Source organism: Marinococcus halotolerans DSM 16375, assembly GCF_000420725.1.
Taxonomy (GTDB): domain Bacteria; phylum Bacillota; class Bacilli; order Bacillales; family Marinococcaceae; genus Marinococcus; species Marinococcus halotolerans.
Genome location: NZ_ATVM01000004.1, coordinates 178,072 through 201,818, shown reverse-complemented (window position 1 = coordinate 201,818; position 23,747 = coordinate 178,072). Strand labels below are relative to the sequence as shown.

Here is a 23,747-nt window from a genome sequence, read left to right as displayed (position 1 = left end):
TTATATGAAGACGTATCAACCGGGAAAGGGGGATCTGTATGACCTGGGATATGCTGACAGTGGTAGGCACCATTGCGTTTTCCATCAGCGGGGCGATTGTCGCTATGGAAGAAGACCTTGATATCTTTGGGGTGTTGTTTTTAGGATTTATCACAGCGTTCGGGGGAGGAGCGATTCGAAATATTCTGATCGGGGTCCCCGTGTCAGAGCTGTGGAGCCAGGGACTGTTTTTCCAGGTTTCCTTTTTTTCTATTCTGCTGTTTGTACTTTTTCCAAACATTTTAATGAAGCACTGGCACAGCTGGGGGTCATTTTTTGATGCCATCGGCCTTGCTTCTTTTGCGATGCAGGGGGCCCTCTTTGCGGTAGAAATGGGGCACCCGCTCAGCGCCGTCATCGTGGCTGCGGTACTAACGGGAAGCGGCGGTGGACTGATCCGTGACGTGCTGGCCAACCGAAAACCGATGGTGCTTCACTCAGAGGTCTACGCCCTGTGGGCGCTGGTCGGCGGCTTATTTATCGGTATGGGCTGGGTTACCGGCGGCTTGGGCCTGTTCTTGCTATTTGTTTTACTCGTTTCCGGCCGTGTATGCTCCTACCGCTTTCAATGGAAGCTTCCCCACCGGACGATTCCGTCCATGTAAATTCCTCCCGCCGCTCTCCGGCGGGCTTTTTTTATGCCCCGCGGGGCGCCCACAGCATGATACTTACACCGATAATGCAAAAGGCAGCCCCCACCCAATCGTATGTGTCCGGACGCCAGCCGTCGATCCACCAGCCCCAGAGCAGGGACATAATTATAAATATACCGCCATATGCTGCGTAAACTCTTCCAAATGCCGGAAACACCTGAAAAGCCGCAATTACCCCGTACATTACAAGCCCTGCTGCTCCGAAAAGGCCGTAATACACCGGACGCGACTCTCTTATCCACTGCCAGACCAAATAGCCGCCGCCGATTTCCATAACTCCTGCCAGAATAAATAAAAAAATACCAGTCAGCATATAACACTCCTCCTTCTCTTGCTTCAACATACCGTAGAGATGATTAAAAATAAAGCCTTCGTAAAATTATATAAAAAAGACTGCTCATCTATGAGGCAGCCCTCAAAGCTTTATTTTATGCTGTTTTTTTGTTTCTTTTCTTTCCGTAAATACTTGTGGCAAGCTCAGGTGCTTTCTGGAACAAATATACTCCGGCGAGAGCCGAAAGAAGAATAAAAATACTGCTGAAGGTTCGCAGGGTTCCCGTAGCAAGTGCCGCGATTATAATTGAGAATTCCCCGCGCTGGGTTAAAGATAAGCCTGCGCGCAGAGCTACTTTGGATGACAGGCCGTACAGTTTTCCGCCTGCAAACCCGACGATTATTTTCGCAGCCACTGACCAGAAAAGCAGTACGAGAAGCATCGGTATCATCGGCACTCCTTCCCCGACCTCAATGGTAGTGCCGAAATAAACAAAAAACATTGGGAGCAGCAAATCCCGAAAGCGCACGACCAGGCCTTCGAGCACGTCGCTGCGTTTCACTTCCGCAAGGATAATTCCAGCCAGAAAAGCGCCCAGCACCTCGGATAAATTCAAATACAAAGCAATACCGCCGTACGTAAGCGCAATGCCAAAAACAAAAAGCAGAAAAAAATCTTCGTCCATATAGCGGTCCACAAATGAACGCAATTTTCGGAAAACAAATATCCCGAGCAGGACCGCTCCTGCGACCAGTATAATAATTTGAACGAAGGTCCATCCAAGCGTACCAATTGTAACTCCGCTGCCTACAGTCATACTTACGAGCACCGCCACCAGCACTGGAGCGAATAAATCCTCAAAAATGAGAAGGCCAAGTATAAATTCAGACTCGGGGTTTGCCATACGTTTGGAGCTTTCAAGCATTTTGGCTGTGATCGAAGAGCTTGTGGCGTAGGCGACGCCGCCTATGATTAAGGCCTCGAGCCATCCAAGACCAAATGCCAGCGTAATACCTACGGTGACCCCGAAGCTGAGTACAATATCTAGAAGCCCGGCCCGAAAAACCTTTGTTGCGACATGGATGAGCTGCCGGACCGGAAACTCCATCCCCAGCATAAAAAACAGCAGGACAATACCAATTTCACCGGCAAAATACAGCAGGTGAGAATCTGCCAGCCAGCTGCTGACGACAATTCCAATTAATAGATAGATGATGACCTCGGGGAACCGCATCTTAAAAGACATCCATCCCCCGATAAAAAGTACGAGCAGCATCAATCCCGCAGCAAGCAGATCAGGCATTTCCGGCATAAGAATTATCCTTTCGCCTTACAAACTTCTTCAAAGCGCCCAATAATATCTTTCTTTCCAACCACAAGCAGGGTGTCCCCGGCCTGAATGATAAAATCATCCTCCGGCTTCGGAAGAATATCTTTATCTCTCATGATGCCGACAATAGAAACTCCTTCCGGGATTGACGTCTGGGCTTCTTCCACTGAGCGCGTATCCATCGGCGAGCCTTTTTTTACTTTGATCCAGTCGACAAGCATTTTCTTTCTTAACAGGCGAAAGCGCTCAAAGCTTTCTTCATCCACCGGTTCATCGTGGATGCCAAGCAGACGGGCACCCAGCTCCTTTGCTTCATCGGATGTGAATATAGTTGAAAAAAGAGCCTCGTCGTCATCTTCATCTTCGACAAAATAAATTTCTCTTTTACCGCTATGGTGTACGATCATGACCGTGGTAATACCGTCCCGGTTTTCAAACGACACTCGTTTTCCTACCCCCGGCAGGTCATGTTCTCTGATTCTCATTTGTCATTCCTCCTGTGTGCCTTTTCTTTATTCGTCAAAACGGTGCATCCAGCTATTAAACGCCTGCACGAACTTTTTTACGTGCTGCGTAGTTTTTTCATCCTCCAGCGTATCCAGCTCTTTGTTCATTTTTCCTGCCACGCCCGCCACCAGCATTTTCGGCCCGGGCATTACATAGGCTTCAGCAGCTGTCAGTGTCTGCCGGACCTGGTACTGGGATAAAGCCGTGCCTCCGCCCCCGGGAGTCGCTCCGGCAAGCGCGAAAGCGCGATGGGTCAGAGCGGAGTGGGCGGGCGGGCTGGAGGCCCAGTCCAGAGCATTCTTTACCACACCCGGCATGCCATTATTATATTCGGGAGTCACGATAATGACCCCGTCCGCACGCATCATGGCGCGTTTCAATTCTACCACGGCTTCCGGGGCCCCTGCTTCTTCTACATCGGCATGATAAAGTGGAATTTGATGCAAAAATGCTTCTTCAACCTCCCAATGCTCCGGAAACTCTGCTTTCATTAAATCCAACAGTTTCCGGTTATAGGATTCCTTCCGCAGGCTCCCGCATATTACCGTTACATTCATCTGTTCCCCTGTCACAAGCTTCACCGCCTTTGCGTTCATCTTCTAGCCTCATTATACATTTTTTCTGCTCTTTTACCCTAGCAATCACACTTTTTTCTAAAAGTATTGAATCGTATTTTGACTTCTATATGCATTTATATTAGCATATGCTTATATAATAAAATCAGCAATTATATTATTAAATTAGAAAGAACGGATGCCGCATCGTTTTCGGCCCGGCCTGGAGGTATATATGAACACTCTGCTCGCAGTTATTATTTTTCTTATCACGCTCGTATTGGTTATTTGGCAGCCGAAAAATTTAAATATTGGCTGGTCTGCCTGCGGAGGCGCTATTATCGCTCTTATCGCAGGCGTTGTCAGCTTCGGGGACGTCGAAACCGTTATTGGAATCGTGTGGAATGCTACGCTTGCCTTTGTTGCTATAATTATTATCAGCCTGATTCTCGATAAAATAGGGTTTTTCGAATGGGCTGCACTGCACATGGCAAAAATTGCCGGAGGCAGCGGCCTTCGGATGTTTATTTACATAATTCTGCTCGGTGCCGTTGTTGCTGCACTTTTTGCCAATGACGGCGCTGCCCTTATACTGACGCCTATCGTTCTTGCGATGGTGAGAGCACTCGAATTTAAGGAACGTATGATCCTCCCATTCATTATGGCCAGTGGCTTTATCGCTGACACAGCCTCCCTGCCCTTAATTATCAGTAATCTCGTAAACATCGTGTCTGCCGACTTTTTCGGCATCGGCTTTGTTGAATACGCCACCCGGATGATTGTTCCGAACTTTTTCTCCATCGGGGCGAGTCTTCTTGTTCTTTATCTTTTTTTCCGCAAGGATCTACCCGGGCGGTATGACGTCACGAAAGTAAAAACTCCGAAGGACGCGATCCGGGACATAAAAATGTTCCGGCTTTCCTGGGTAGTGCTCACGGTTCTGCTCACCGGTTATTTTGTCAGCGAATTCGCAGCAGTGCCCGTCTCAGTTATTGCCGGAATTGTGGCCCTGTTCTTCCTATTGATGGCCCACCGCAGCCCGGCTGTGGAAACAGGCAAAGTATTAAAAGGAGCTCCGTGGGACATCGTTTTCTTTTCAGTAGGAATGTATGTTGTAGTTTACGGTCTTCAGAACGCCGGGCTTACCGAGCAGCTGGCCATTGTAATACAGGCTGCTGCTGATGAGGGACTGTTTGTCGGTACCCTTTCGATGGGCTTTATCGCTGCTCTTTTATCTTCTGTCATGAATAATATGCCAACGGTGATGATTGATGCTCTGGCTATTTCAGAAACAACTGTGTCCGGCACCCTGCGCGAAGGCCTTATTTACGCCAATGTGATCGGCAGCGACCTGGGGCCGAAAATCACTCCGATCGGTTCACTGGCTACCCTGCTGTGGCTTCATGTGCTGCGGCAGTTCGGCTTTCGTATTTCCTGGGCGTATTACTTTAAGGTCGGTATCATTCTGACTATCCCAACGCTGTTTATTACTCTTACCGGTCTGTATGTATGGCTGTTAATCATTGGCGGCTAACCGGAAAGGAGCAGCCATTTCCCGGGAAATATGATGCCTTCTGCGTGCAGGATATCAGCACCCGCCAGGTTTCCTGTACGAATTAGTTGAATAACAGTTATATTGTTGTTACCCTTGGCAGAGTTGCAAATGATAATTATCCAGCGCCCGGCTCCGGCAGTTTACACTTCCGGAGAGCAGGGAATGTATTCAGCAGTTTGCAGAAATAGAAAAAGAGGTATAGATATATTCTATACAGGTTTAAAAATTAAGGAGGCTCACCCTTGGAAATTACAAACGGTGCTAAAGCAGTACTAGAACCGCTGATGGAAGAAAACAACATGGACCACCTTCGCGTGGCAGTTGAAGAAATGGAAGAATCCTCTCAAATCGGTCTTGTTCTTCAGGAGCCACAGGAGGACGACCAGGTGGTAGAAGCAAACGGCATTAAAGTAGCAGTGGACAACCGCGTTACAGACTTAATGCAGGACGTTACGCTCGACACGCAGGAAAACGAAGACGGCGAAACACAGCTCGTCATGGCCGGCCTTCCTGAAGCTGAATAACAAGCACTCCCAAACAGCTCTGCTTAAACAGCAGGGTTGTTTTTTGTTTTCGGAGCCGTTTTTTGTCGTATCGGGCCGAAATTTCGGCTTACTTCATTAATTATTTATAACCTGTCCCCCTGTATCAGCCTTTAGCTGCGTTTACAATCCTGGCACGCTCCTTGCATATACATAGAGTGCATCCTGCAAAATTACAAGGAGGGTTCACTTATGAAAGCAGCAGTGGTTAATGAATTTCATCAAAAACTGGAGATTAAAGATATTCCGGTGCCCGAGCTTGATTACGGAGAAGTGCTTGTCAAAATTCATTCATGCGGAGTCTGCCATACCGATTTGCACGCGGCCCACGGCGACTGGCCGGTTAAACCAAAGCTTCCGCTCGTTCCAGGACACGAGGGCGTGGGTACAGTAGAAAAGGTGGCGGACGGCGTCAAATCCATCAAAACCGGAGACCGCGTCGGCATTCCTTGGCTCTACTCTGCCTGCGGCGAATGCGAATTCTGTCTCTCTGGAAGAGAAACGCTCTGCCAGCAGCAGTTGAACGCCGGCTATTCCGTGGACGGCGCCTATGCGGAATACTGCAAAGCTCCCGCCCACTATGTGACAAAAATTCCGGACAGTCTGGACTTTGACACAGTAGCTCCACTTTTCTGCGCAGGCGTGACAACGTACAAGGCACTTAAAGTATCCGAAGCCAAACCAGGTGACTGGGTCGCGATTTTTGGCATCGGCGGACTCGGGCACGTTGCCGTCCAGTATGCAAAAGCCATGGCCTTAAACGTTGTAGCTGTCGACATACGGGACGACAAGCTGGAACTTGCGAAGGACATGGGAGCAGACATGACGATCAACAGCATGAACGAGGATCCCGGCAAGGTTCTGATGGAGAAATTAAACGGCGTAGAGGCAGCCATCAGCGTAGCTGTCAGCCCGAAAGCGTTTGAACAGGCCTACTCCACTGTTAAACGGGGCGGAAATTTAGTTATTGTGGGACTTCCTGTCGGCGAGCTTCCGATTCCAATCTTCGATACGGTGTTAAACGCAGTAAACGTAAAAGGCTCTATTGTCGGTACACGCAAAGACCTGCAGGAGTGTCTCGAGCTCGCAGCCAATGGAAAGATTCGCCCGATTATTGAAACGAAGGAATTGGATGATATTAACGACGTATTTGAATCAATGGAAAAAGGCGATATCAACGGCAGGATTGTACTCAAAATTCAGGACTAGATTTCCGGCAGTTTCCGAAACGCTTACACAAAGCATTACCCGGACGGGCTCCTCTTCCCGCCGGGTTTTGTTTGTTGTTCTGCCGGAATTTATTCATTCAGCCAGTAGCGCAGCTTTCTCGTATTAACCCCGAGCATTTCTGCTGCCTCCCGGCGATTTCCACGTGTCAGCATTAAAGCATGGTCAATAATATCCTGAATGCTTTGCTTTTCCTCACTCCTTATATCCTCGACAGTACTTTCAAGCGATAAATATTTTGTTTCTTCGAGCTCCTGCTTTTTCTCCCGGAGCCAGTCCCCGGAAACAATCCGCTCCCGGGCAGTCGTCTTCCGGCCCGGGGGCCTCATGTTTAAATGACGGCGTTCAATCCTTCCGTCTGATTCTGCGGCTGCCCGGACCAGTATGTTTGTCAGCTCCCGGATATTGCCCGGCCAGTGGTGAGCCTGCAGCGCATCCAAAGCTTCCGGACTGAGCGCTGTGCTTTCCGGCATTTCTTTGCGAAGAATCGCCTGGGCCACCGCTGGGATATCTTCCTTACGCTCCCGCAAAGGGGGAATAGTCAGCCGGACGACCTCGAGCCGGTACAGCAGGTCTTCACGAAATTCTCCAGCCTCTGCAGCAAGGTGCAGATCCTGGTTAGTGGCAGCGATGATGCGGGCTTTTGTTTTAATCGGGCGTTCACCTCCCACCCGGTAAAACTCTCTCGTTTCGAGTACCCGCAGCAGCTTCACCTGCGTCGAAAGTGATGCTTCTCCAATTTCATCGAGTAAGAGCGTCCCTTCCGAGGCCAGTTCAAAATACCCCTTCCGTGTTTTACTCGCTCCGGTGAACGCTCCTGCTTCGTGGCCGAACAACTCACTTTCAAGCATCTGCTCCGGCAGGGCTCCGCAGTTCACTCCAAGAAATGAGCGCTCTCCCGGTCCGGCAAGTTCGTGAATGAAGCGGGCAGCTACCTCTTTTCCGGTGCCAGTCTCCCCGTCGATTAAGATCGTTAATGGCTTAGGCGCAAACCGCGCAGCCAGCCGGACGACTTCCTTCATCGCTTCGCTTTCTCCGGTTATCAAGCCGCTTCTTGCAGCTGCCTGTTCAATGTTGTCTAAAGCCTCCCGGTTCACCTTCGGCTGCTGTATTTTCTCTTCAATAATGCTGATATCTTCAAACGGTTTTTCAATATAGTCCTCCGCTCCAAGCTTAACTGCTTCCACAGCTGTATCGATCGTGCTGTATCCTGTCATAACAATACAGCGGCAGGAGGGCTGCGCCTGCTTAAGGTCTGCGAGCAGCTTCAAACCATTTGTGTCAGGCAGTTTTAAATCGATAAATGCGAGCTCGTATAAATGATTTTGGCTGCAAAGACGCTCATATTCTTTTCCATCGTGGGCAAGATCAATATGATGGCCCTGTTCTACAAGCAGATAGCGAAAAAACGTGCCAATATCATAGTCATCGTCAACGACTAATATCTTCATATTTCTCCTCTCCTCCATAAACCGGGAGCTTCAGTTGAAAGGTGCTTCCCCTTTCCTCTTCGCTTGTAAACGTCAGCCGGCCAGCATTTTTCTCTGCAATGTCTTTACTTACCGACAGGCCCAGCCCGGTTCCATTCTGCTTTCTTTTTGTGGTAAAAAAAGGTTCAAACACCGACGCTTTCTGACGCTGGCCGATGCCGCACCCATTGTCTTTGACCTCAAGCACGACGTTTGAATAAACAACCCTGGTTTTAATTTTAATTTTTTTATCTTTCTTTTCGCTGTTTTTCAACGCGTCTTTTGCATTTAGGAGCAGATTAATAATCACCTGGCCGACCTGATGCGAACTAGCTTTGACAAGCGGAAGACTGGACGAGTAGTGCTTTTCAATCACAATATTTTCTTTTTCGATTTGAAAGCCGATCAGGCTCAGCACATCTTCAACTGCAACATTCATATCGCATTCTATGCTCTCTTCTTTTTCCGGCCGGGAGAAGGAAAGCAGGTTTTGTACGATCGTCTGGCAGCGGCGGCCCCCTCTTTCAATCGCCACCGCCAATTCCCTCGGTGGTCCTTCCTCTTTCAGACTCCGCTGCAGTATCTGGGTATTGCCAATCACCGCGGTCAGTGGACTGTTTAACTCATGCGCCACCCCCGCCGCCATTTCCCCTATCGCCGCAAGCTTCCCGGAATGCTGGAGCTGAGCTTCAGTTTTGATCCGCGCCGTTACATCTTTAATATAAATAAGCAGTCCTTTCATTACTCCGTCGCCGTCCCGGACGGGATACGTCTGAATATCGCACACGCGCCCGTTTTTTAACGTCATCTGGTAGTTTTTCATCGATTCGCCGTTATAGCTTTCTTCAATGGGACAGAACTCCTCCGTATCGTGAAACAACAAGTCATGACAGCGCTGCCCGGCCACCGCCTCCGGAGATACATCAAAGAAGCTGTAGGAGGCCTGGTTGCAGCGAACGATCCGGTGATCATTATCGGTTAATATCAGGAGGTCCGCTACAGCCTGAAAGGTTTCCTCCCATTCCTTCCTGCCCTGATACACCTCCTGGTACAGCCTTGCGTTTTCCATCATGACAGCAATATGATCTGAAAGCTGCCGGAAGAAGCTGATATCCGACTGGTCACACTCGATCCTCTCAGCCGCGGCAAAGGTGAGAACACCGATGGTTGACGCTTTGATCCGAAGCGGTATCACACATACATAGTGAAGGTTCAAAGCCGAAAGCGTCCGCTCTTCCACAAACGTATACGTATCAGCAGGATCCCATTCGTGAAGCACAATCATATTTTGTTCGATTGCTTTCCAGTACAGTGATTCTTTTCTCGGAAGATGCATACCTACTGCGGAATCCTCTGCGTAAAGAGGATAGACACTTTTTAACGACATGGCTCCCTGCTCAATTAACGATAAGCTTACCCGGTCGATCGGATACAGTTCATAAATGGTTTCAAGAATATGCTGCAGTGACGTTTCCATCGTTCCCGTAACCTGAAAACCCTTTGCAACTTCACTTAAAATTTCAAGCTTACGGTTCTTTTTTTCAAGCTCCGCAATCGTTGCTTTCAGGTCTGTATAATAGCTTTTTTTCGAGGCACGGACCCCGGTTAATTTTTCAATCACCATTTCCTTTTCTGTAAACATAAAGACGCTCCTTTATTCGTAAGCCTTTTTGAACAGCATTTCGATATCCTTCAGGGCCACGTCCCGGGGATTGGTTATCATACATGCATCCTCAAGGGCAATCCGGGCCATACTTTCAAAATCAGGATCTCTCAGGCCGACGGAGCGCAGAGTCTTTGGAGCACCGATATCATCTGCGAGAGCGCGGACGGCCTGAATGCCGTGTCTGGCACGAACCATTTCTTCCCCGTCCGCAGAAGCGCCGAAAATATCGCCGATAGCAGCAAATCGGGGAGGCGAGGCAATGAGATTAAATTCCATGACGTGCGGAAGCAAAATACTGTTAATCTCTCCGTGCGCAAGAGCATAGCGTCCGCCAATCGCGTGGGACATCGCGTGTACAGCTCCCAAAATGGCATTGGAAAACGCAAGTCCCGCCTGCATGCTTGCCATCGCCATCGCACGCTTGGCTTCCACATTTGTGTGCGAGGCCACCGACGGCCGCAGAAATTCAGCCGCCAGTTTCATCGCATTAACCGCATGCACATCCGTCAGCGGCGTCGCTGCCGCACTTACATACGCTTCTATGCCATGGGTAATGGCATCAAGACCGGTAGCTGCTGTCAGCAGATGATCTTTGGTCATTAATACAAACGGATCAACAATCGCGATATCCGGCACGAGCGATTTCGAAACGATCGTCATTTTCTTTTTCCGCACCGGGTCCACAATAATGGAAAATTGCGAGACTTCAGAGCCTGAGCCCGCCGTTGTCGGTACCATAATGACCGGCGGAAGCGGGCTGTGGATATGATCTATCCCTTCGTATTCTTCGATTTTTCCGCCATTACTCACAATGACAGCCACCGCTTTCGCCACATCCAGCGCACTTCCTCCCCCAATGCCAAGTACGGCGTCACACCGGGCTTCATGATAAGCCTCTACACCTTCTGCTACTTGATTTGTGTCAGGGTTCGTACTGATATTTGAAAACAGGTGATAATCAAGGCCGGAAGCTTGTATATTTTCTACAGCCTGTGTGGTCCAGCCGGCTTCTTTGACGCCCGGATCGCTTACTACCAGTACACGCTGCGCCCCCAGGCGTAAAAAGCTTTCACCCGTCTGCTGAATCGAATGATCTCCGAAAATGATCTCGGGTGCCATGAATTTTGAAATCATATCCTCACCACCGTATTTATTTAGAAGCTTTTATGTTACTGAAAACGTTTACTTAATATGTATTTATTATCTCTCACCCTTGTTTAATGTGCAAAGACTTCCTGCTCCTGTTTTAGCGCAAAAAATCCGCGAACCCATAAGTCCGCGGATCAAAAATATTAGTAAGGAAATACCTAGGAGGGCTTCGGAGACAAAAGAGCAAAAACCAAAGCCGTAGCCGGCAGAAGCATCATAAGCCATAATATGGCCGTATAATTATTGAACCAGTCGTAAAAAATACCAAACGGCAGCGGCCCGAGAGCGGAGCCAATAACCATCACTGTCTGGGCAATGCTTTTAATACTTCCTAAATGCCTGGGGCCGAAATAATTGGGCCACACAATGCTTAACACAATACGCTCAAAGCCGTGCGCTATGCCCCACAGCACTCCAAAAATAATAGCTCCTGTCCAGGAATTTACCGTTAAAAGCACCAAAAGTGAAACAATATGTACCCCAAACGTCATCGCAAGCACATAATGCACCGCAATGCGGTCCACCAAATACCCTACAGCAAATGTTACCGGAAAACCGATAAACGCCATTAATGAAAGAATTAATGCCGCAAGCGAAATCGAAAGACCTTTGCCTTCTACAATAGATACTAAATGGAAGGTAACCCCTGTGTTTACAAGTGCCGGAACGCTGACACAAAAAAGAATAAGCCAGAACGCTCTGGTCCTCCGGGCTTCCTGAAGGGTCCAGCTTTTTTCCTGGATCGCTGTCCGCTGCGTCCGTGTATCCCCGTGGGCCCCCGGCCCTCCCCCATCGGGCTCCTGGCCGACATCCTGCGGCTGATTCCGCACCACTAAAAAGGCCAGCGGCACGAAAACAATAAGCAACAACCCGGCCCAAATTAACCATGTATCACGCCAGCCAACCATATGGATCAGCCATGTATTCAATGGAGGCAGGGCAGCGGCGCCAACGAAACCGCCAATCGCCATGACACTTAAGGCCCGGCCACGCTTCTGCACAAACCACTGCGGCACAAGCGTATTGGGAACCAGGGTCAACGATCCCTGGCCGAACAGTCGAATAGCAAAAAAACCAATAAACATCATTACAGCACCTGTTAAAAAGGCGTTCCAAATACAAGCGAGCGCCAAAAGAATTCCCGCGGCCCCCATGACCAGGCGCTGGCCAAGACGATCAATTGCGCGACCGACGAAAAAAAGAGTAATGCCGGCAGCCAGAGTACCAACAGAATAAATACCAGAAACAAAGGAACGTGAATACGAAAAATCCTGAATGTAATAATCGATAAAAATAGAAATTGAATAGGTCTGGCCCGGTCCGGAAAAAAACATACTTAACGCGGACAATGCCACAATGGCCCATCCGTAAAAAATAGGACCCGCCCCATTTTTCGGTCTATCAGCCCACATGTCGAAGCTCCTTTTTCACCATTTTCTCCAGAAACTATAAATAAAATTCAGCCTCCCGGTCCGGGTGCTCATCTATGCTACTTTATCACAAAAGGGCGCATAGGTTTTATCCCTAATTTATTAAAGACAGTCTGCGAGATAAAAAAAGCTGAAGCAGAAAAAACCTCTCTGCTTCAGCCGACTTTTTACCCTAAAGCTACATCCAATATCATCATGACACTGAAACCGATCATAAGGCTGAAGGTGGCGAGCCGTACGTTGCCCTTTTCCTGTGAACCGGGAATGACCTCTTTGGCAACGACAAATATCATCGCTCCGGCTGCAAAACTGAGAGCAAATGGAAGCAGCGGCTGGATGATAATAACCGCGGCAGCACCAATCACTGCAGCCACCGGCTCAACAAAACCGGAAAGCTGACCGTAAAAGAAGCTTTTCTTTTTCGACACTCCGTCCCGGCGCAGCGGCATCGATACGGCTGTTCCCTCCGGAAAATTTTGAATGCCGATGCCAAGCGCAAGCGCTACTGCTCCGGCGAGCGTGGAGCTGCTGAATTCCGAAGCCAGTGCCCCGAACGCTACACCTACAGCGAGCCCCTCCGGGATATTGTGCAGGGTAATCGAAAAAACAAGCATAGTGGTCCGATGCTTGGCATACTTGTCTTTTATTTCCTTAAAATACGTGTCTTCGTTCATCATAGGAATGATTCTGTCCAGCAGCAACAGAAAAACGCCCCCAAGTAAAAAACCAATAACAGCTGGAATATAAGGTATCTGCCCCTGCTCCTCTGCCATATCAATGCCGGGAGAAAGCAGCGACCAGAAGCTCGCAGCAATCATGACCCCGCCGGCAAATGCAAGCATACTATCCATCAGCTTCTGATTGTTTCTGTTTGTAAAAAACACCACCGCAGCTCCTGCTGCAGTCATCCCCCAGGTAAACAAAGAACCAATCAGCGCCTGCAGCGTAGGATGAAGCTCCGCAAACCACTCCATAGTATAATCTCCTTTTTACTCTATTAAAAAAAGTTTCCCTAAGGAAAATATATTACCATTCTATTCCTTATTATAAAAGCTTGTCAATCGACAAACGTAAAGCCGCTCCCGGCTTGAGAGCGGCTCTATTCTATTATTGTTAAATAATCGTATTAACGCCTTCAGTATCTGTCACAATGAGAAGGATCTTTCCTTCATCGAGTTCATCCTCATACTCATGGGCTTCTTCCTGGGATAATCCAATTTCCTGCAATTTATTCCGGAGCTCGTCGCCCTTTTTGCTGAACATATTTCCTACCGCATTTTTTAGGCCTTCTTCTTTCATTCCGACAGTATTGGCATTCGCATTCTCCGCGATACGGCCGGTACGGTCGTTATCATGGGTCATAACGTACACGTTACTTTTATCAATGCCCTTTTCAGCTAAGCGCTGAACATCCTGCTGCAGTGCTTCGTCATTTGTGTATTCTCTAACGAACGGTTTCATAAGAACCTCCCTTTATTGGCTACTGCTATCCTAATAAACAATTCCGTCGTTATTTAAACCATCTCCCGGCAAACTCCCTCTTTTCGCCTAGAGAGCATGGGGGTCTATATAGTCCAGAAATTTCGTCTCAAATAAGTGTACATTGTAGTTCACAAGACCTACGACTGTTTTTGTAATAAAAGAGTCTTCGTTTTTCTCTCCCGGTTCGTACGTGGACTTAACAATTCCGTATTCTTCAAATGTATCGTTGTGAATTGTTTTTAAATCTTCTCTCGCCTTCTCCAGATCTTTCACGGTGTAAGTAACCTGTGACCCTGCCTCGCAGCAGTCCGGAAACCGTCCGCGGAGTAATTCTGCCGAGCGTTCCATAATGTTTAAGATAATCGCTGATTTATGCTTTTGAGATTCCATCGTTTCAGGCTGAAGCTTTTCAATATCCTTCATATGGTATTTCTCCTGAATAATAATATCATCCAAAAAAAGAATAATTGCATGGATCTTGTCTGAGATAAATACTACTTCACGGTCCTCTCCCTGCATTGTGAAGCCACCTTTATTAATTTTTTAGTTTAACCTATGCCAATCGCCCTAAAAGCTATACCCTTTTTACCCGGTGATCATACAGTAAATTTTAAAAAAGGAATATTTCTTTAAAATTATGAAGGAGCGTATAAAGAATCTCCCTCTTGATACGATCAAAATTGATAAAATATTTATTTAGGGCACGAACTCTGTTTCACGTGAAACAGCTGTTGTAGAAAGCTTCCTACACTTGGGATACAGTTGAATTTTCACGTCATTCTAAAAAATCCGCGCTCTTCATGGAAGAACGCGGATTTTAGTCATTAAACGATTTAAGCTATTCTTTTTTTCAGTATATGCTCAATATACTCCCTTATTTCTTTTAAACTTTATTAACACTGTTTTATTATCTGCTTTTAACCAGCAGATTAACAGCTTCCTGGATCAGCTCTTCGCTGTCTTCTCCTTTTTCTATCTGTTCACGCACACATTCCTCGAGATTCGTACTCACTACCAGACCAATCGCGCGATCAAGCGCTGTACGTGCAGCATTCATCTGCGAAACAAGCTCTTTGCAGTCCTTTTCTTCTTCCATCATCCGAAGAATGCCGCGGACCTGCCCCTCTACCCGTTTTACCCGGTTTTTCATTTGATCATTATATTCCATGAAAGGCTCCTCCTTTCAAAAAGGGTATTTATTTACTTGCTTTTATCTCTTTATATTACCCTAATGGGTATATGAAAAATATAAAGGATGCTTTCCTGTTTGTCAAACACTTATCATATGCTGCGCTCCGGCAGCCGCTGCCTCCCCGTGGCACCTTTAGCCTTGCAATTTCCTTCTTTTTTTCTATATGATGAGAAGACCAAACTATACAGATAGCGGTGACTATTCGTGTTAAAAGACACAGGAGAACGAATCATCCCTTCAGAAATGAAACCGACCAACGGTATGCTGCTTGAGCATCTGGCCCGCTATTATTTTGCTATGCCTTACGCAAGGGGCCGTGTGCTTGATATTGCCTGCGGAGTCGGCTACGGGGCTCAGATGACAGCTAAAGGGAAAAAACGGGAGGTAGACCATGTACTCGGCGTCGACATTGACGCTGAAGCTATCGTCTTTGCCCAAAAGCACTATTATCATCCTAAGCTTTCCTTCCAGACAGGAGATGCTCTTGATGAGAATATCCCCGTGCAGATAGGTACGTTCGATACGGTTGTTTCCTTTGAAACCATTGAGCACGTGCCCGATGACCGTATCTTTATGAAACGCATGTACGCTCTGCTCCGCCCTGGCGGTACGCTCATCGTCTCTACGCCCTTCGGCCGGGGAAGACACAAGCCCAGCAACTCCCCTTTTCATTACCACCAGTTAACGCCAGAAGAATGGGAAGAGCTCTTATCAAGTGAAGACTGGCCGTGGGAAAAGCTGGAGTTATACTACCAGCAGGGAGTAGCCTTCGAACGTCCCGCCCGTGCGGAGGTTCACTACCCTCTCGGCATTGCTGTATGTACTAAACCAGAGGGATGAATAAAAAAAGATCCCGTGCCTATTGGGGCCGGGATCTTTTTCTGAGTTCATTTCTTTCACGCAGTATTGCCAGCTCTGTCACAAGCTTTTTCTGGTCTTCATACGAGATATTTCCTTCAAGCATTGATTGAATTTCCTTAAATCGTTCTTTGTCCTCTTCATTCAAATAACGAAGCTCTTCTTCCATGAAGGCCGTCCTTTCATGTACAGGATAAAATATCATTCTGTGCCGGTACTGACAATCTGCTTAGCCTGGCTGATAACAGCAAGCGTCCGTAGCCACCGGATCACGGTAAAGGCTACTATTCCCGTGAACAATGAGAGCATAAAAAAGGCGAAATTCACCGCCACAACCGGCAGGTTCATCTCAGTTATCACTAAAAGCAGAAATACTATAAACAAAATAGCACTTACTGCAGCTGTAATTCCCCACCTCCGGCACTTTTTTCGGTATTCCTCCAAAAAATAAAGCGTCCAGTGGTCCTGAAAGGACAAAGCATCTTTATCCCCTTCAAATACGTGAAGTACCGGAGAGGAACACAGAAGTGTCCATTCCTCTTCAGAAATTTTCCGCAATCCCTGGTAATCTTTCGACATGATAAACTGATATTCCTTTTCTTCTTCTCTGGCTTCCGACAAAGAATAGCCGAGAAGAGAGCAGTCCTGAACCTGCCATCCTTTTTGACGCTGCTCCTTCAAACGGCTTTTTTCTTTATCGTAGGTAGTAAAAGGCATAAAAGAAAATAAAAATTTGGTTTCTCTTCGCAAGTAGCTATACACCTCCTATATATGGAATATACACAAACGGAAATTAATTAAGAATAACGATGAAGGGCAATAAACGCCGGGGGAATAATAGAATTGTACGAAGTATATACTATTATGCTACCATGAGCTTCCTGCTGTCACAAACACTCTACCTGGGCTCCACTTCGTCCCTCGCCCCATCTGCTGCTTTTTCCATGAGCCTGAGAAGCGTTTGTTTTTCTTCCTTTGTAAACTCTTTTGTCATAATATCTGTCCATTCCCGCATCGCTTCTGAAATCTCCACTTCTATTTTCCTGGCCGCTTCAGTAAGAAAAACGATCTTTTCCCTCCGGTCCACGGCGCTCTCTTTTCGGTAAAGATACCCTTTTTCTTCGAGGCGTTTCATAGCGCGCGTAATTGTAGCTTTATCCATCACTATCTGCCTGGTGATGTACTCCTGGGGCACATTTTCCTGATCGTATAACGTTAAAAGTACCAGCACTTCTGTATTCCCTAAACCAAAATGATTGAATCGTTTCTCAATATATTGGTGAGTGTAACGCTGAATAACCGCCGCCCATTTACCAACAGAATAAACAGTCATACTACTTTTCCTCCTCCAGAGCTTTACGTTTCCCGAAAGCTTTAAACAGAAAAACCATGGCTGCCACTACAAGAGCCGTGATGCCGGAAAAAGCATATATGAACTGATTAGTACCAATCGAACCACCCGCCAGACGGCCGACAAAATCCAGCACGAGTGGCGACATAAACTGTCCGAAATACATGCAGCTCTGCACCACTGCCATTGCCAAAGACATCTGGACAGCGCTTGACACTTTCGTCACACGGTCAAAAATCAGCGGAATAACTGTGCCAAGTCCAATACCTATCAAAACGATGCCTAGCGTAATCAATACTGCCTGCCCGCCAAAAGCGATAAGAATAAAACCGAGGCCGGTTACCGCCAGCTGCAGAGGCACTGTCCATCTCCCCAGCCGGCTTGTGATACTGCCGAGCATGGAGCCTGCTGCAAACCCTCCTACGTTTAACGAAGCAATCATTACACCAGCAAGGGAAGCAGAGGCAATATTGTTTTCCTGCAGAAAGATTGCCATATTCGTCGGAATGGAATAAAAGAATAAGAACACAATAAACATACCGCCGGCAAGAGCAAAAATTTGCTTTTCCACTCCCCGCGATGCGCTGCCATCTGACGCTGATACTGCTTCAGGCTTCTGTTTCGGAAGAAAAAGCAGCACCAGCACGAACACCAGCAGGGCCAGGCCGTAAACAGCAAACGTCAGCCTCCATAAAATACCTGCCAGTATGCCCGCAAGCACAATGGAGATAATACCGCCCAGCTGATTGGAGGCGCTTACCCGTCCCATCATGACTGTTTTTTCTTTACCTTCATAAAAATCCGGGATCAGGCTCGTCGATATCGGCATGATCAACCCGACGGCAATACCGAGCACCGCTCTTGAAACGAGCAGCAGCCAAAGCGTTGGAGCAAAAGCTCCCCCCAAACCTCCAATAACATACAGGATGAGCCCGGCTGCTAAAACAGATTTTTTGGACACTCGTTTCGTGAGACGGCTTGATATAAAAGTAAACGGGATAATGAACAATGCGTGCAGGGTATTGATTAGTTTAATTGAAGTCTCGTTGGCGTCCGGAAAAGCTTCAGAAATAGAACCGAGCGCCGGAGAAATAGTAGCTCCTGCCATAACGGTAATCAATGAAATGGATAAAATGGCCAGTTTTTGAGACACTTTGATTACTCCTTTGTCTGAATTTACTCTATCTACCATATAAATAATTAGTTGCACATGCAACTAATATGCCTGATCATGCTCTTCTGGTACTAAAAAAAGCAGGCGGCTGCCTGCTTCTACGTGCTTCCGTTATAAAATAAAATGGAAGCAATCATAATAATATAACCGAGCACGACTACAAGTGAGGGCACCATGTAGGTGAACGCATTTCTGGTCCTATCCCTTTTCACAATAATCATCACGAGCCCCGTGAGCACAAACCCTGCAATGGCGATAATGGTGGTCTGATCGCTTGTATCCATCCAAATACTGCCGTCGCGGTAAAATACGTCCCCGATCGCTGTTACAAGTACATTAAAGATGTTACTCCCAAGAATCGTACCGATTGCCATATTCACATTGGCCAGCCGAAGCGCTACAAATACGCTGACAGCATCCGGCAGGGAGGTGGCGGTTGCGACCAGAATACTGCCGACTGCCGTAGCGCTGATACCTGTAGTATTTGACATCACATCTCCGGATATAGACAGCGCACTTCCCGATACAAAGATAATCGCAGCAAACGTAATAAATTTAATCAAGGTGCGACGGATATTCACATTCTCGTCCGGCGAAGCTTTTTTTCCCTCTTCTTCGGCCGCATCATTCTGCTTTTTTGATATATAGAACATACCGCCGACATAAATAACAACTACCAGCAAGCTGATAACACTTATGCCAAAAAAGGAAAGCGGGTAATGAAGCATTAGTCCGCCAGCAGTTACCACACAAAGCAAAAGCGCGATAACAGCCGTATAGAGATGATCGTCTGATACTTTAAGAAACAGCCGTTTGTTTCGAAAGTAAATATCCAATAAAAACAAAAAGAAAATATTGAAAATAATACTTCCGAGTCCATTGCCTACCGCAATATCGGCATTGCCGATCACACTTGCCGAAATAGTTGCGGTCAATTCAGGAAGAGAGGTAGCAACGGCAAGCAGAATAGTGCCCGCGAGCAGCCCGCCAATCTTCGTATTTCTGCTGATGATATCTGCGTAGCCTGACAATTTCACAGCTGAAAACACTGAAACTGCAGCAGAGAGTATAAATGCAACAATTGATAGAGTAGCGGTAATAAAGCATTGACTCCTTCCGTCTGTTCACAACCCATAACATGGAATCTTAAAAATTTTATAATCCATTCCCGTTTACCCTCTTGAGTATAACAATAATCTTCTTTTCCTGTTTTTAATGGAAGAGGGTTCAAAGTTCCAGGTATTTTAAGCGTTGGAATAACTAAAAAGCCCCCGCCAGTGGCCGGAGACTAAAAGCACAGAATACTATAATCCAAACCGATGTTTCACATGGAACTGACCCACGTTTTTCCGGTAAATTTTAACGCCAGCTTTCATACTGTCTATACAGGCTCTCTTTTTCTATTAAACACCTTTGCAGACTTGGCGCTGGACAAAGCTGGTTGTACCGGCGGACTTTCTTATTGATTTTACTGATTTCTTTTTTTATACGGCGCTCAGAGATTGCTTCATCCGTCTGCTCTTTCAGCACCTGCCCGAGAGCCTCCCGGATTTCCCGCTGCAGCCGGACCCACGAAGGCACAAATCCATTTCGCTTTAAAAGAGTGTCGAAGGTGTCGCTTTGCAGATACTCCTTAGGGAGCGGCCTGCCGCGACCCGGCAGATTGTCAAAGCCGCCCTTCTTTTCGTGCTCCCGAATCAATTCACCAACAGGGTCGCGGTACGTTAGTCCTTCTTTTTCCCCGGCAAGCCTCTCGTTATATTCCTTCGATGACGCCATTCGTTCTGCTCCTTTGCTTTTTGATATTCTTATTTTAACAAACAGAGCAGATGAGGTCTTTTTAAAGGCTTTCCCACGTTTCTTCCGCCTCTTCCATAAGGCGCTTAATCATGGCCCCTGCCGGCTCCTGTACGCTCATACGCGTTCCCTGGCCGCTCCAGAGAGACATAAATGCAGGTTCGTTTTGCCTGGCCGCTTCTTTTCTAATCGGCTGTGTAAGCATATTTTGAATCGGATACGGCGGCCACCTGTGCTCGAGTTCCTCCATCCATATCATCATTTTGTTTGTAATTCCCCTGGCCGGCTTGCCACTGAATATCGAAGTAACAGCGGTGTCTGTTTCTTTACTTATCAACACCGCCTGCTGATGGGCCTGCGGGGCGCCGCTTTCCCTGCTTGTTAAAAAAGCAGTACCCATCTGAACCGCTCCTGCTCCCAGGGCATGAGCCGCCAAAATACCGCGTCCATCCATAATCCCACCAGCTGCAATCACAGGAATGTCGACCTCGTCCACGACCTGGGGCACTAAAGCCATCGTTCCGATCATCGCTTTTTCAAAGGACTCTGCAAAGGTTCCCCGGTGCCCGCCGGCTTCACTCCCCTGGGCGACCACCGCATCCATACCTGCCTGCTCATTTTGAACGGCTTCTTCAACTGTGGTGGCAGTGCCAATCAAAAAGACGCCGTGGGCTTTCAACCGCTCAATCTGCAGAGCAGAAGGAATCCCGAAGGTAAAACTGCAAACCGCAATTTCTTCTTCTATAATAATTTCAAGCTGTTCTTCAAAGAAAGAAGGCAGCCTTTCCGGCACCGATGGAGCAGTCAATTTTAATTCTTTATGAATCAGGGAGAGCTTTTCATTGGCGGCATGTACATCTTCAGAAACTACGTCCGGAGCTTCCGGCACGAAGACATTTACCGCAAACGGCCCCGATGTCTGCTTTTTTACGAGTTGAACAGCAGAGCGAAGATTCTCTGCGGTCATATATCCGGCTCCTATAGTCCCAAGCCCGCCTGCTTTTGTGACTTCTGCCACTAATTCCGGCGTGGTGACCCCGCCGGCCATCCCGGCTTGAATAATAGGCTGTTCGATTCGAAGACGCATAAGTAATTCAGGACGTACCGCCATATGTGCTCTCTCCTTACTACAATGTTTAATACAATTAATTGGAAATGTATTTATTATATCACGGCGTATATTTTGAGTTAGTTCTTTTGAACCAAATCTAAAGTTTTACATTACTTTTACACAAATAAAAAAGCAGGGATGCTGTGATCCACTGCTTTTATAAAATGTGCCGGAATTGCTTTGCCTTTTCTTCCAGGCCTTTCGCTGCTGCACCAATGTGTTCGAACTCTTTTACCGCGTGCCTGATGTGTTCCTGACTGTTTTCCATTCCTTTTTGGGAACGAATTGTGCCCTCACTAATCTTACTCACTTCTCCAGTTATTCCCTCGACGTGACTGTTTACCTCCTGAATAGAGGAATGGGCCCTCGTTGCCAGCTTCCGCACTTCATCTGCCACTACTGTAAACCCCCGCCCTTGCTCACCGGCTCTTGCAGCCTCAATTGCTGCGTTTAAAGCTAAAAGATTTGTTTGGTCGGCAATCTCACGGATCGTTTTTACGATTCCCCGGATAGAATCCGCCTGCCGCTCCAATGACTCCAGAATCGAAAGATTGTTATTTGCCTCTTCTACTACCTGCCGGGAGTTTTCAGTAATCTCCCGGCTTTTTGTCATACCATCTTCCGCCCTCTTTAACAGCTCCTCAGACATGTTCTGCACAGAATCTGACACCTTAGTCATTTCATCCTCCCGGAGGGTAATATCTGTTGCTGCCTTCAACACCGCGTGTACATTCCCAGCGTCATCGAGCACAGGCATGTACGTAGCTTCAAGCCTTACAAGCTTACCGCTTCGCGTCATCCGCTGTATTTTATCCTGAAAGGATCTTCCCGCGCGCAGATCCTGCCAGAATCTTTCATAATCCCGGCTTGAGGCAAAATCCGGAGTGCAGAACTGCCGATGATGCATCCCTGCCATATCTTCTTCATGATACTCCATCGCCGCAGCAAAATGGTGGTTTGCCCACAGCACTCTTCCATTGAGATCGAATTCAATGATGGCAAGCGATTGTTCCAACGCACGTAAAACCTGGGAAGCGTCTAAAACCTGCTCATTATTTTTTGTTTTTTGCATAGTGTTTACCTCTCTAGTTCTTTTTTATTATATTATATTAATACTTTATACCCAATACGCTATTTTAAAAACACTTTTTGTAATACATATTTATAAAAAAGACTCAATTATTTATAAACAATAAAAAAGACCTATTTTATAAGGTCTTTTTTAGAATACATGCATGTCTGGTTACGACCCTGGTTTTTTGCCTGATACAAAGCATCATCTGCCTGCTTAAACAGCTCTCTTTCTTCTACAGCTGTCTCAGGAAATATGGATACCCCGGTCGACACAGTAATATACAACGTCTGATGATCTGTGAGAAAAGGATATTTTTCCACGCGCTCCCGTATCCGTTCAGCGATATCGAATGCTTTAGAAGCTGGACAGCTGGACAATATAACTGTAAATTCTTCTCCGCCTTTGCGGTATACCGAATCCTCCGGCCGGACCATTTCAAGCAGTACAGCTCCGAGCTGACGTAAAATATCATCTCCGGCTGCATGCCCGTGACGGTCATTAATATCTTTAAAATGATCGATATCGATAATGAGCAATGCGACCGCCTGCTTCATTTTCGAAGCCTGTTCAAGATTTTTTGTTAACGAATAGGCGAAGCTTCTCGGATTATCAAGGCCCGTAAGCGGATCCTTTAAAGACTCCGCCCGGTACTTATGAAGCAGCTGATTGGAATAAGTCAGCCGCTTCACCATATATACTGCGGCAAATGCTCCGGCAAACGAAACAAACCAATAGCTGAGTGTCACTTCCGTGTAAAGAGTCGCAGTATTCAACTGGTATACCATAATAATGAGAAAGTAAGTGTTGGAGCATAGAAGCATATAAAATGCGGCAAGCCACGGATTTCGAACCAGCCGGGCAATAAAAATATACACCGCCGTGCTGAAAATAATCATGCTGATCGGGTATAAAACAATGACTCCTCCACCAAGGGCGAGACGGGAAAACGAAATAATGACCGCAGCCGTTACTGCAGGTATCCACCCGCCAAACAAAGCGCTGAGCATAATTGGGATATGACGCAGATCGATCAGGGTGTACTCGTTAACTCTGATGCCAAACCCGATTAATACCATGCCGAGCACTCCAAACAGTACACCGGTAAACAGCCTCATCGGTATAGAGGTTACCCGCGAAAAGGAATGCTCCCGGAACACCTGGTAATAAAAAAAAAGGAACGTTACTAAAATAGTTAAATTAACAAAAAGTTGACTAAACACCACGGCCCTCCTCCCACCATTCAGGCCCCGTCTGCGCATCTGCGCTCCGCGGTTCAATCTTTTTTTGTACAGCCCTTTATACCAGTTATGGA

The 23,747-nt window shown here is 47.1% G+C and carries 26 protein-coding genes; 5 read left to right on the top strand and 21 right to left on the bottom strand.

Annotated elements, in window-relative coordinates; all coding sequences use genetic code 11:
* The first annotated feature begins 38 nt into the window (after positions 1 to 38).
* Positions 39 to 644, top strand: a complete 606-nt coding sequence (locus G548_RS0104970) for a trimeric intracellular cation channel family protein (RefSeq protein WP_022793045.1) — start codon at positions 39 to 41, stop codon at positions 642 to 644.
* A 31-nt stretch (positions 645 to 675) separates the two neighbouring features.
* Here G548_RS0104970 and G548_RS0104965 read toward each other — a convergent pair whose 3' ends face one another.
* From G548_RS0104965 to G548_RS0104950, 4 genes are all read right to left on the bottom strand, one after another.
* On the bottom strand, positions 676 to 1,005 hold the full coding sequence (locus G548_RS0104965; RefSeq protein ID WP_022793044.1) for a YnfA family protein: 330 nt from the start codon (positions 1,003 to 1,005) through the stop codon (positions 676 to 678).
* 115 nt (positions 1,006 to 1,120) lie between these two features.
* On the bottom strand, positions 1,121 to 2,278 hold the full coding sequence (locus G548_RS0104960) for a cation:proton antiporter (RefSeq protein WP_022793043.1): 1,158 nt from the start codon (positions 2,276 to 2,278) through the stop codon (positions 1,121 to 1,123).
* A gap of 5 nt (positions 2,279 to 2,283) precedes the next feature.
* Positions 2,284 to 2,781, bottom strand: a complete 498-nt coding sequence (locus tag G548_RS0104955; protein ID WP_022793042.1) for a cation:proton antiporter regulatory subunit — start codon at positions 2,779 to 2,781, stop codon at positions 2,284 to 2,286.
* Between the two features lie 27 nt (positions 2,782 to 2,808).
* On the bottom strand, positions 2,809 to 3,399 hold the full coding sequence (locus G548_RS0104950; protein ID WP_022793041.1) for an NADPH-dependent FMN reductase: 591 nt from the start codon (positions 3,397 to 3,399) through the stop codon (positions 2,809 to 2,811).
* A 193-nt stretch (positions 3,400 to 3,592) separates the two neighbouring features.
* On the opposite strand from G548_RS0104950, the gene G548_RS0104945 reads away from it, so the two are divergent.
* The 3 genes from G548_RS0104945 to adhP all read left to right on the top strand — a co-directional run bounded on the left by G548_RS0104945 (position 3,593) and on the right by adhP (position 6,663).
* Positions 3,593 to 4,891, top strand: a complete 1,299-nt coding sequence (locus G548_RS0104945; RefSeq protein WP_022793040.1) for an arsenic transporter — start codon at positions 3,593 to 3,595, stop codon at positions 4,889 to 4,891.
* Positions 4,892 to 5,154: 263 nt separating this feature from the next.
* Positions 5,155 to 5,436, top strand: a complete 282-nt coding sequence (locus G548_RS0104940; RefSeq protein ID WP_022793039.1) for an iron-sulfur cluster assembly accessory protein — start codon at positions 5,155 to 5,157, stop codon at positions 5,434 to 5,436.
* A gap of 210 nt (positions 5,437 to 5,646) precedes the next feature.
* Entirely contained in the window at positions 5,647 to 6,663 is a 1,017-nt protein-coding gene (adhP, locus tag G548_RS0104935) for an alcohol dehydrogenase AdhP (protein ID WP_022793038.1), read from the top strand.
* Between the two features lie 89 nt (positions 6,664 to 6,752).
* Here adhP and G548_RS0104930 read toward each other — a convergent pair whose 3' ends face one another.
* The 8 genes from G548_RS0104930 to G548_RS0104895 form a co-directional block, all read right to left on the bottom strand.
* Complete coding sequence (locus G548_RS0104930; protein WP_022793037.1) at positions 6,753 to 8,132, bottom strand: sigma-54-dependent transcriptional regulator; 1,380 nt, start codon at positions 8,130 to 8,132, stop codon at positions 6,753 to 6,755.
* Entirely contained in the window at positions 8,113 to 9,792 is a 1,680-nt protein-coding gene (locus G548_RS17380) for a GAF domain-containing sensor histidine kinase (RefSeq protein WP_022793036.1), read from the bottom strand. The genes G548_RS0104930 and G548_RS17380 overlap by 20 nt, the downstream gene beginning before the upstream one ends.
* Positions 9,793 to 9,804: 12 nt before the next feature.
* A complete protein-coding gene (locus G548_RS0104920) occupies positions 9,805 to 10,950 on the bottom strand; it encodes an iron-containing alcohol dehydrogenase (RefSeq protein WP_022793035.1) in 1,146 nt (381 codons plus the stop codon).
* Positions 10,951 to 11,123: 173 nt separating this feature from the next.
* Positions 11,124 to 12,377, bottom strand: a complete 1,254-nt coding sequence (locus tag G548_RS0104915) for an MFS transporter (RefSeq protein ID WP_022793034.1) — start codon at positions 12,375 to 12,377, stop codon at positions 11,124 to 11,126.
* 185 nt (positions 12,378 to 12,562) lie between these two features.
* Positions 12,563 to 13,369 (bottom strand): ZIP family metal transporter, encoded by an 807-nt coding sequence (locus G548_RS0104910; protein ID WP_022793033.1) that lies wholly within the window; start codon positions 13,367 to 13,369, stop codon positions 12,563 to 12,565.
* A 139-nt stretch (positions 13,370 to 13,508) separates the two neighbouring features.
* Positions 13,509 to 13,856, bottom strand: coding sequence for a YflT domain-containing protein (locus G548_RS0104905; protein WP_022793032.1), 348 nt, complete (start codon positions 13,854 to 13,856; stop codon positions 13,509 to 13,511).
* Positions 13,857 to 13,943: 87 nt separating this feature from the next.
* A complete protein-coding gene (locus tag G548_RS0104900) occupies positions 13,944 to 14,396 on the bottom strand; it encodes a hypothetical protein (RefSeq protein WP_022793031.1) in 453 nt (150 codons plus the stop codon).
* 388 nt (positions 14,397 to 14,784) lie between these two features.
* Positions 14,785 to 15,045, bottom strand: a complete 261-nt coding sequence (locus tag G548_RS0104895) for a metal-sensitive transcriptional regulator (RefSeq protein ID WP_022793030.1) — start codon at positions 15,043 to 15,045, stop codon at positions 14,785 to 14,787.
* Positions 15,046 to 15,273: 228 nt separating this feature from the next.
* Between G548_RS0104895 and G548_RS0104890 the strand changes: the two genes are divergently transcribed.
* On the top strand, positions 15,274 to 15,909 hold the full coding sequence (locus G548_RS0104890) for a class I SAM-dependent methyltransferase (protein ID WP_022793029.1): 636 nt from the start codon (positions 15,274 to 15,276) through the stop codon (positions 15,907 to 15,909).
* A 19-nt stretch (positions 15,910 to 15,928) separates the two neighbouring features.
* Here G548_RS0104890 and G548_RS19135 read toward each other — a convergent pair whose 3' ends face one another.
* The 9 genes from G548_RS19135 to G548_RS0104845 all read right to left on the bottom strand — a co-directional run bounded on the left by G548_RS19135 (position 15,929) and on the right by G548_RS0104845 (position 23,655).
* Positions 15,929 to 16,096 (bottom strand): hypothetical protein, encoded by a 168-nt coding sequence (locus G548_RS19135; protein ID WP_022793028.1) that lies wholly within the window; start codon positions 16,094 to 16,096, stop codon positions 15,929 to 15,931.
* A gap of 32 nt (positions 16,097 to 16,128) precedes the next feature.
* A complete protein-coding gene (locus G548_RS0104880; protein ID WP_022793027.1) occupies positions 16,129 to 16,677 on the bottom strand; it encodes a DUF2812 domain-containing protein in 549 nt (182 codons plus the stop codon).
* A 148-nt stretch (positions 16,678 to 16,825) separates the two neighbouring features.
* Positions 16,826 to 17,260, bottom strand: coding sequence for a MarR family winged helix-turn-helix transcriptional regulator (locus G548_RS0104875; protein WP_022793026.1), 435 nt, complete (start codon positions 17,258 to 17,260; stop codon positions 16,826 to 16,828).
* Between the two features lies 1 nt (position 17,261).
* Complete coding sequence (locus tag G548_RS0104870) at positions 17,262 to 18,431, bottom strand: MFS transporter (protein ID WP_022793025.1); 1,170 nt, start codon at positions 18,429 to 18,431, stop codon at positions 17,262 to 17,264.
* A gap of 119 nt (positions 18,432 to 18,550) precedes the next feature.
* Positions 18,551 to 19,534, bottom strand: a complete 984-nt coding sequence (locus G548_RS0104865) for a sodium:calcium antiporter (RefSeq protein ID WP_040880654.1) — start codon at positions 19,532 to 19,534, stop codon at positions 18,551 to 18,553.
* A gap of 277 nt (positions 19,535 to 19,811) precedes the next feature.
* Entirely contained in the window at positions 19,812 to 20,231 is a 420-nt protein-coding gene (locus G548_RS0104860) for a DnaJ family domain-containing protein (RefSeq protein WP_022793023.1), read from the bottom strand.
* A gap of 61 nt (positions 20,232 to 20,292) precedes the next feature.
* The gene (locus G548_RS0104855; RefSeq protein WP_022793022.1) at positions 20,293 to 21,360 is read right to left on the bottom strand and encodes an NAD(P)H-dependent flavin oxidoreductase; all 1,068 of its coding nucleotides are present in this window, start codon (positions 21,358 to 21,360) and stop codon (positions 20,293 to 20,295) included.
* 157 nt (positions 21,361 to 21,517) lie between these two features.
* The gene (locus G548_RS0104850; protein ID WP_022793021.1) at positions 21,518 to 22,432 is read right to left on the bottom strand and encodes a methyl-accepting chemotaxis protein; all 915 of its coding nucleotides are present in this window, start codon (positions 22,430 to 22,432) and stop codon (positions 21,518 to 21,520) included.
* 131 nt (positions 22,433 to 22,563) lie between these two features.
* On the bottom strand, positions 22,564 to 23,655 hold the full coding sequence (locus G548_RS0104845; RefSeq protein WP_022793020.1) for a GGDEF domain-containing protein: 1,092 nt from the start codon (positions 23,653 to 23,655) through the stop codon (positions 22,564 to 22,566).
* Positions 23,656 to 23,747: the final 92 nt, after the last annotated feature.

Coding starts and splice junctions, on each gene's coding strand:
- G548_RS0104970 (WP_022793045.1), top strand. CDS start 39: ATGACCTGGGATATGCTGACAGTGGTAGGCACCATTGCGTTTTCCATC.
- G548_RS0104965 (WP_022793044.1), bottom strand. CDS start 1,005: ATGCTGACTGGTATTTTTTTATTTATTCTGGCAGGAGTTATGGAAATC.
- G548_RS0104960 (WP_022793043.1), bottom strand. CDS start 2,278: ATGCCGGAAATGCCTGATCTGCTTGCTGCGGGATTGATGCTGCTCGTA.
- G548_RS0104955 (WP_022793042.1), bottom strand. CDS start 2,781: ATGAGAATCAGAGAACATGACCTGCCGGGGGTAGGAAAACGAGTGTCG.
- G548_RS0104950 (WP_022793041.1), bottom strand. CDS start 3,399: ATGAACGCAAAGGCGGTGAAGCTTGTGACAGGGGAACAGATGAATGTA.
- G548_RS0104945 (WP_022793040.1), top strand. CDS start 3,593: ATGAACACTCTGCTCGCAGTTATTATTTTTCTTATCACGCTCGTATTG.
- adhP (WP_022793038.1), top strand. CDS start 5,647: ATGAAAGCAGCAGTGGTTAATGAATTTCATCAAAAACTGGAGATTAAA.
- G548_RS0104930 (WP_022793037.1), bottom strand. CDS start 8,132: ATGAAGATATTAGTCGTTGACGATGACTATGATATTGGCACGTTTTTT.
- G548_RS17380 (WP_022793036.1), bottom strand. CDS start 9,792: ATGTTTACAGAAAAGGAAATGGTGATTGAAAAATTAACCGGGGTCCGT.
- G548_RS0104920 (WP_022793035.1), bottom strand. CDS start 10,950: ATGATTTCAAAATTCATGGCACCCGAGATCATTTTCGGAGATCATTCG.
- G548_RS0104915 (WP_022793034.1), bottom strand. CDS start 12,377: ATGTGGGCTGATAGACCGAAAAATGGGGCGGGTCCTATTTTTTACGGA.
- G548_RS0104910 (WP_022793033.1), bottom strand. CDS start 13,369: ATGGAGTGGTTTGCGGAGCTTCATCCTACGCTGCAGGCGCTGATTGGT.
- G548_RS0104905 (WP_022793032.1), bottom strand. CDS start 13,856: ATGAAACCGTTCGTTAGAGAATACACAAATGACGAAGCACTGCAGCAG.
- G548_RS0104900 (WP_022793031.1), bottom strand. CDS start 14,396: ATGCAGGGAGAGGACCGTGAAGTAGTATTTATCTCAGACAAGATCCAT.
- G548_RS0104895 (WP_022793030.1), bottom strand. CDS start 15,045: ATGGAATATAATGATCAAATGAAAAACCGGGTAAAACGGGTAGAGGGG.
- G548_RS19135 (WP_022793028.1), bottom strand. CDS start 16,096: ATGGAAGAAGAGCTTCGTTATTTGAATGAAGAGGACAAAGAACGATTT.
- G548_RS0104875 (WP_022793026.1), bottom strand. CDS start 17,260: ATGACTGTTTATTCTGTTGGTAAATGGGCGGCGGTTATTCAGCGTTAC.
- G548_RS0104860 (WP_022793023.1), bottom strand. CDS start 20,231: ATGGCGTCATCGAAGGAATATAACGAGAGGCTTGCCGGGGAAAAAGAA.
- G548_RS0104855 (WP_022793022.1), bottom strand. CDS start 21,360: ATGGCGGTACGTCCTGAATTACTTATGCGTCTTCGAATCGAACAGCCT.
- G548_RS0104850 (WP_022793021.1), bottom strand. CDS start 22,432: ATGCAAAAAACAAAAAATAATGAGCAGGTTTTAGACGCTTCCCAGGTT.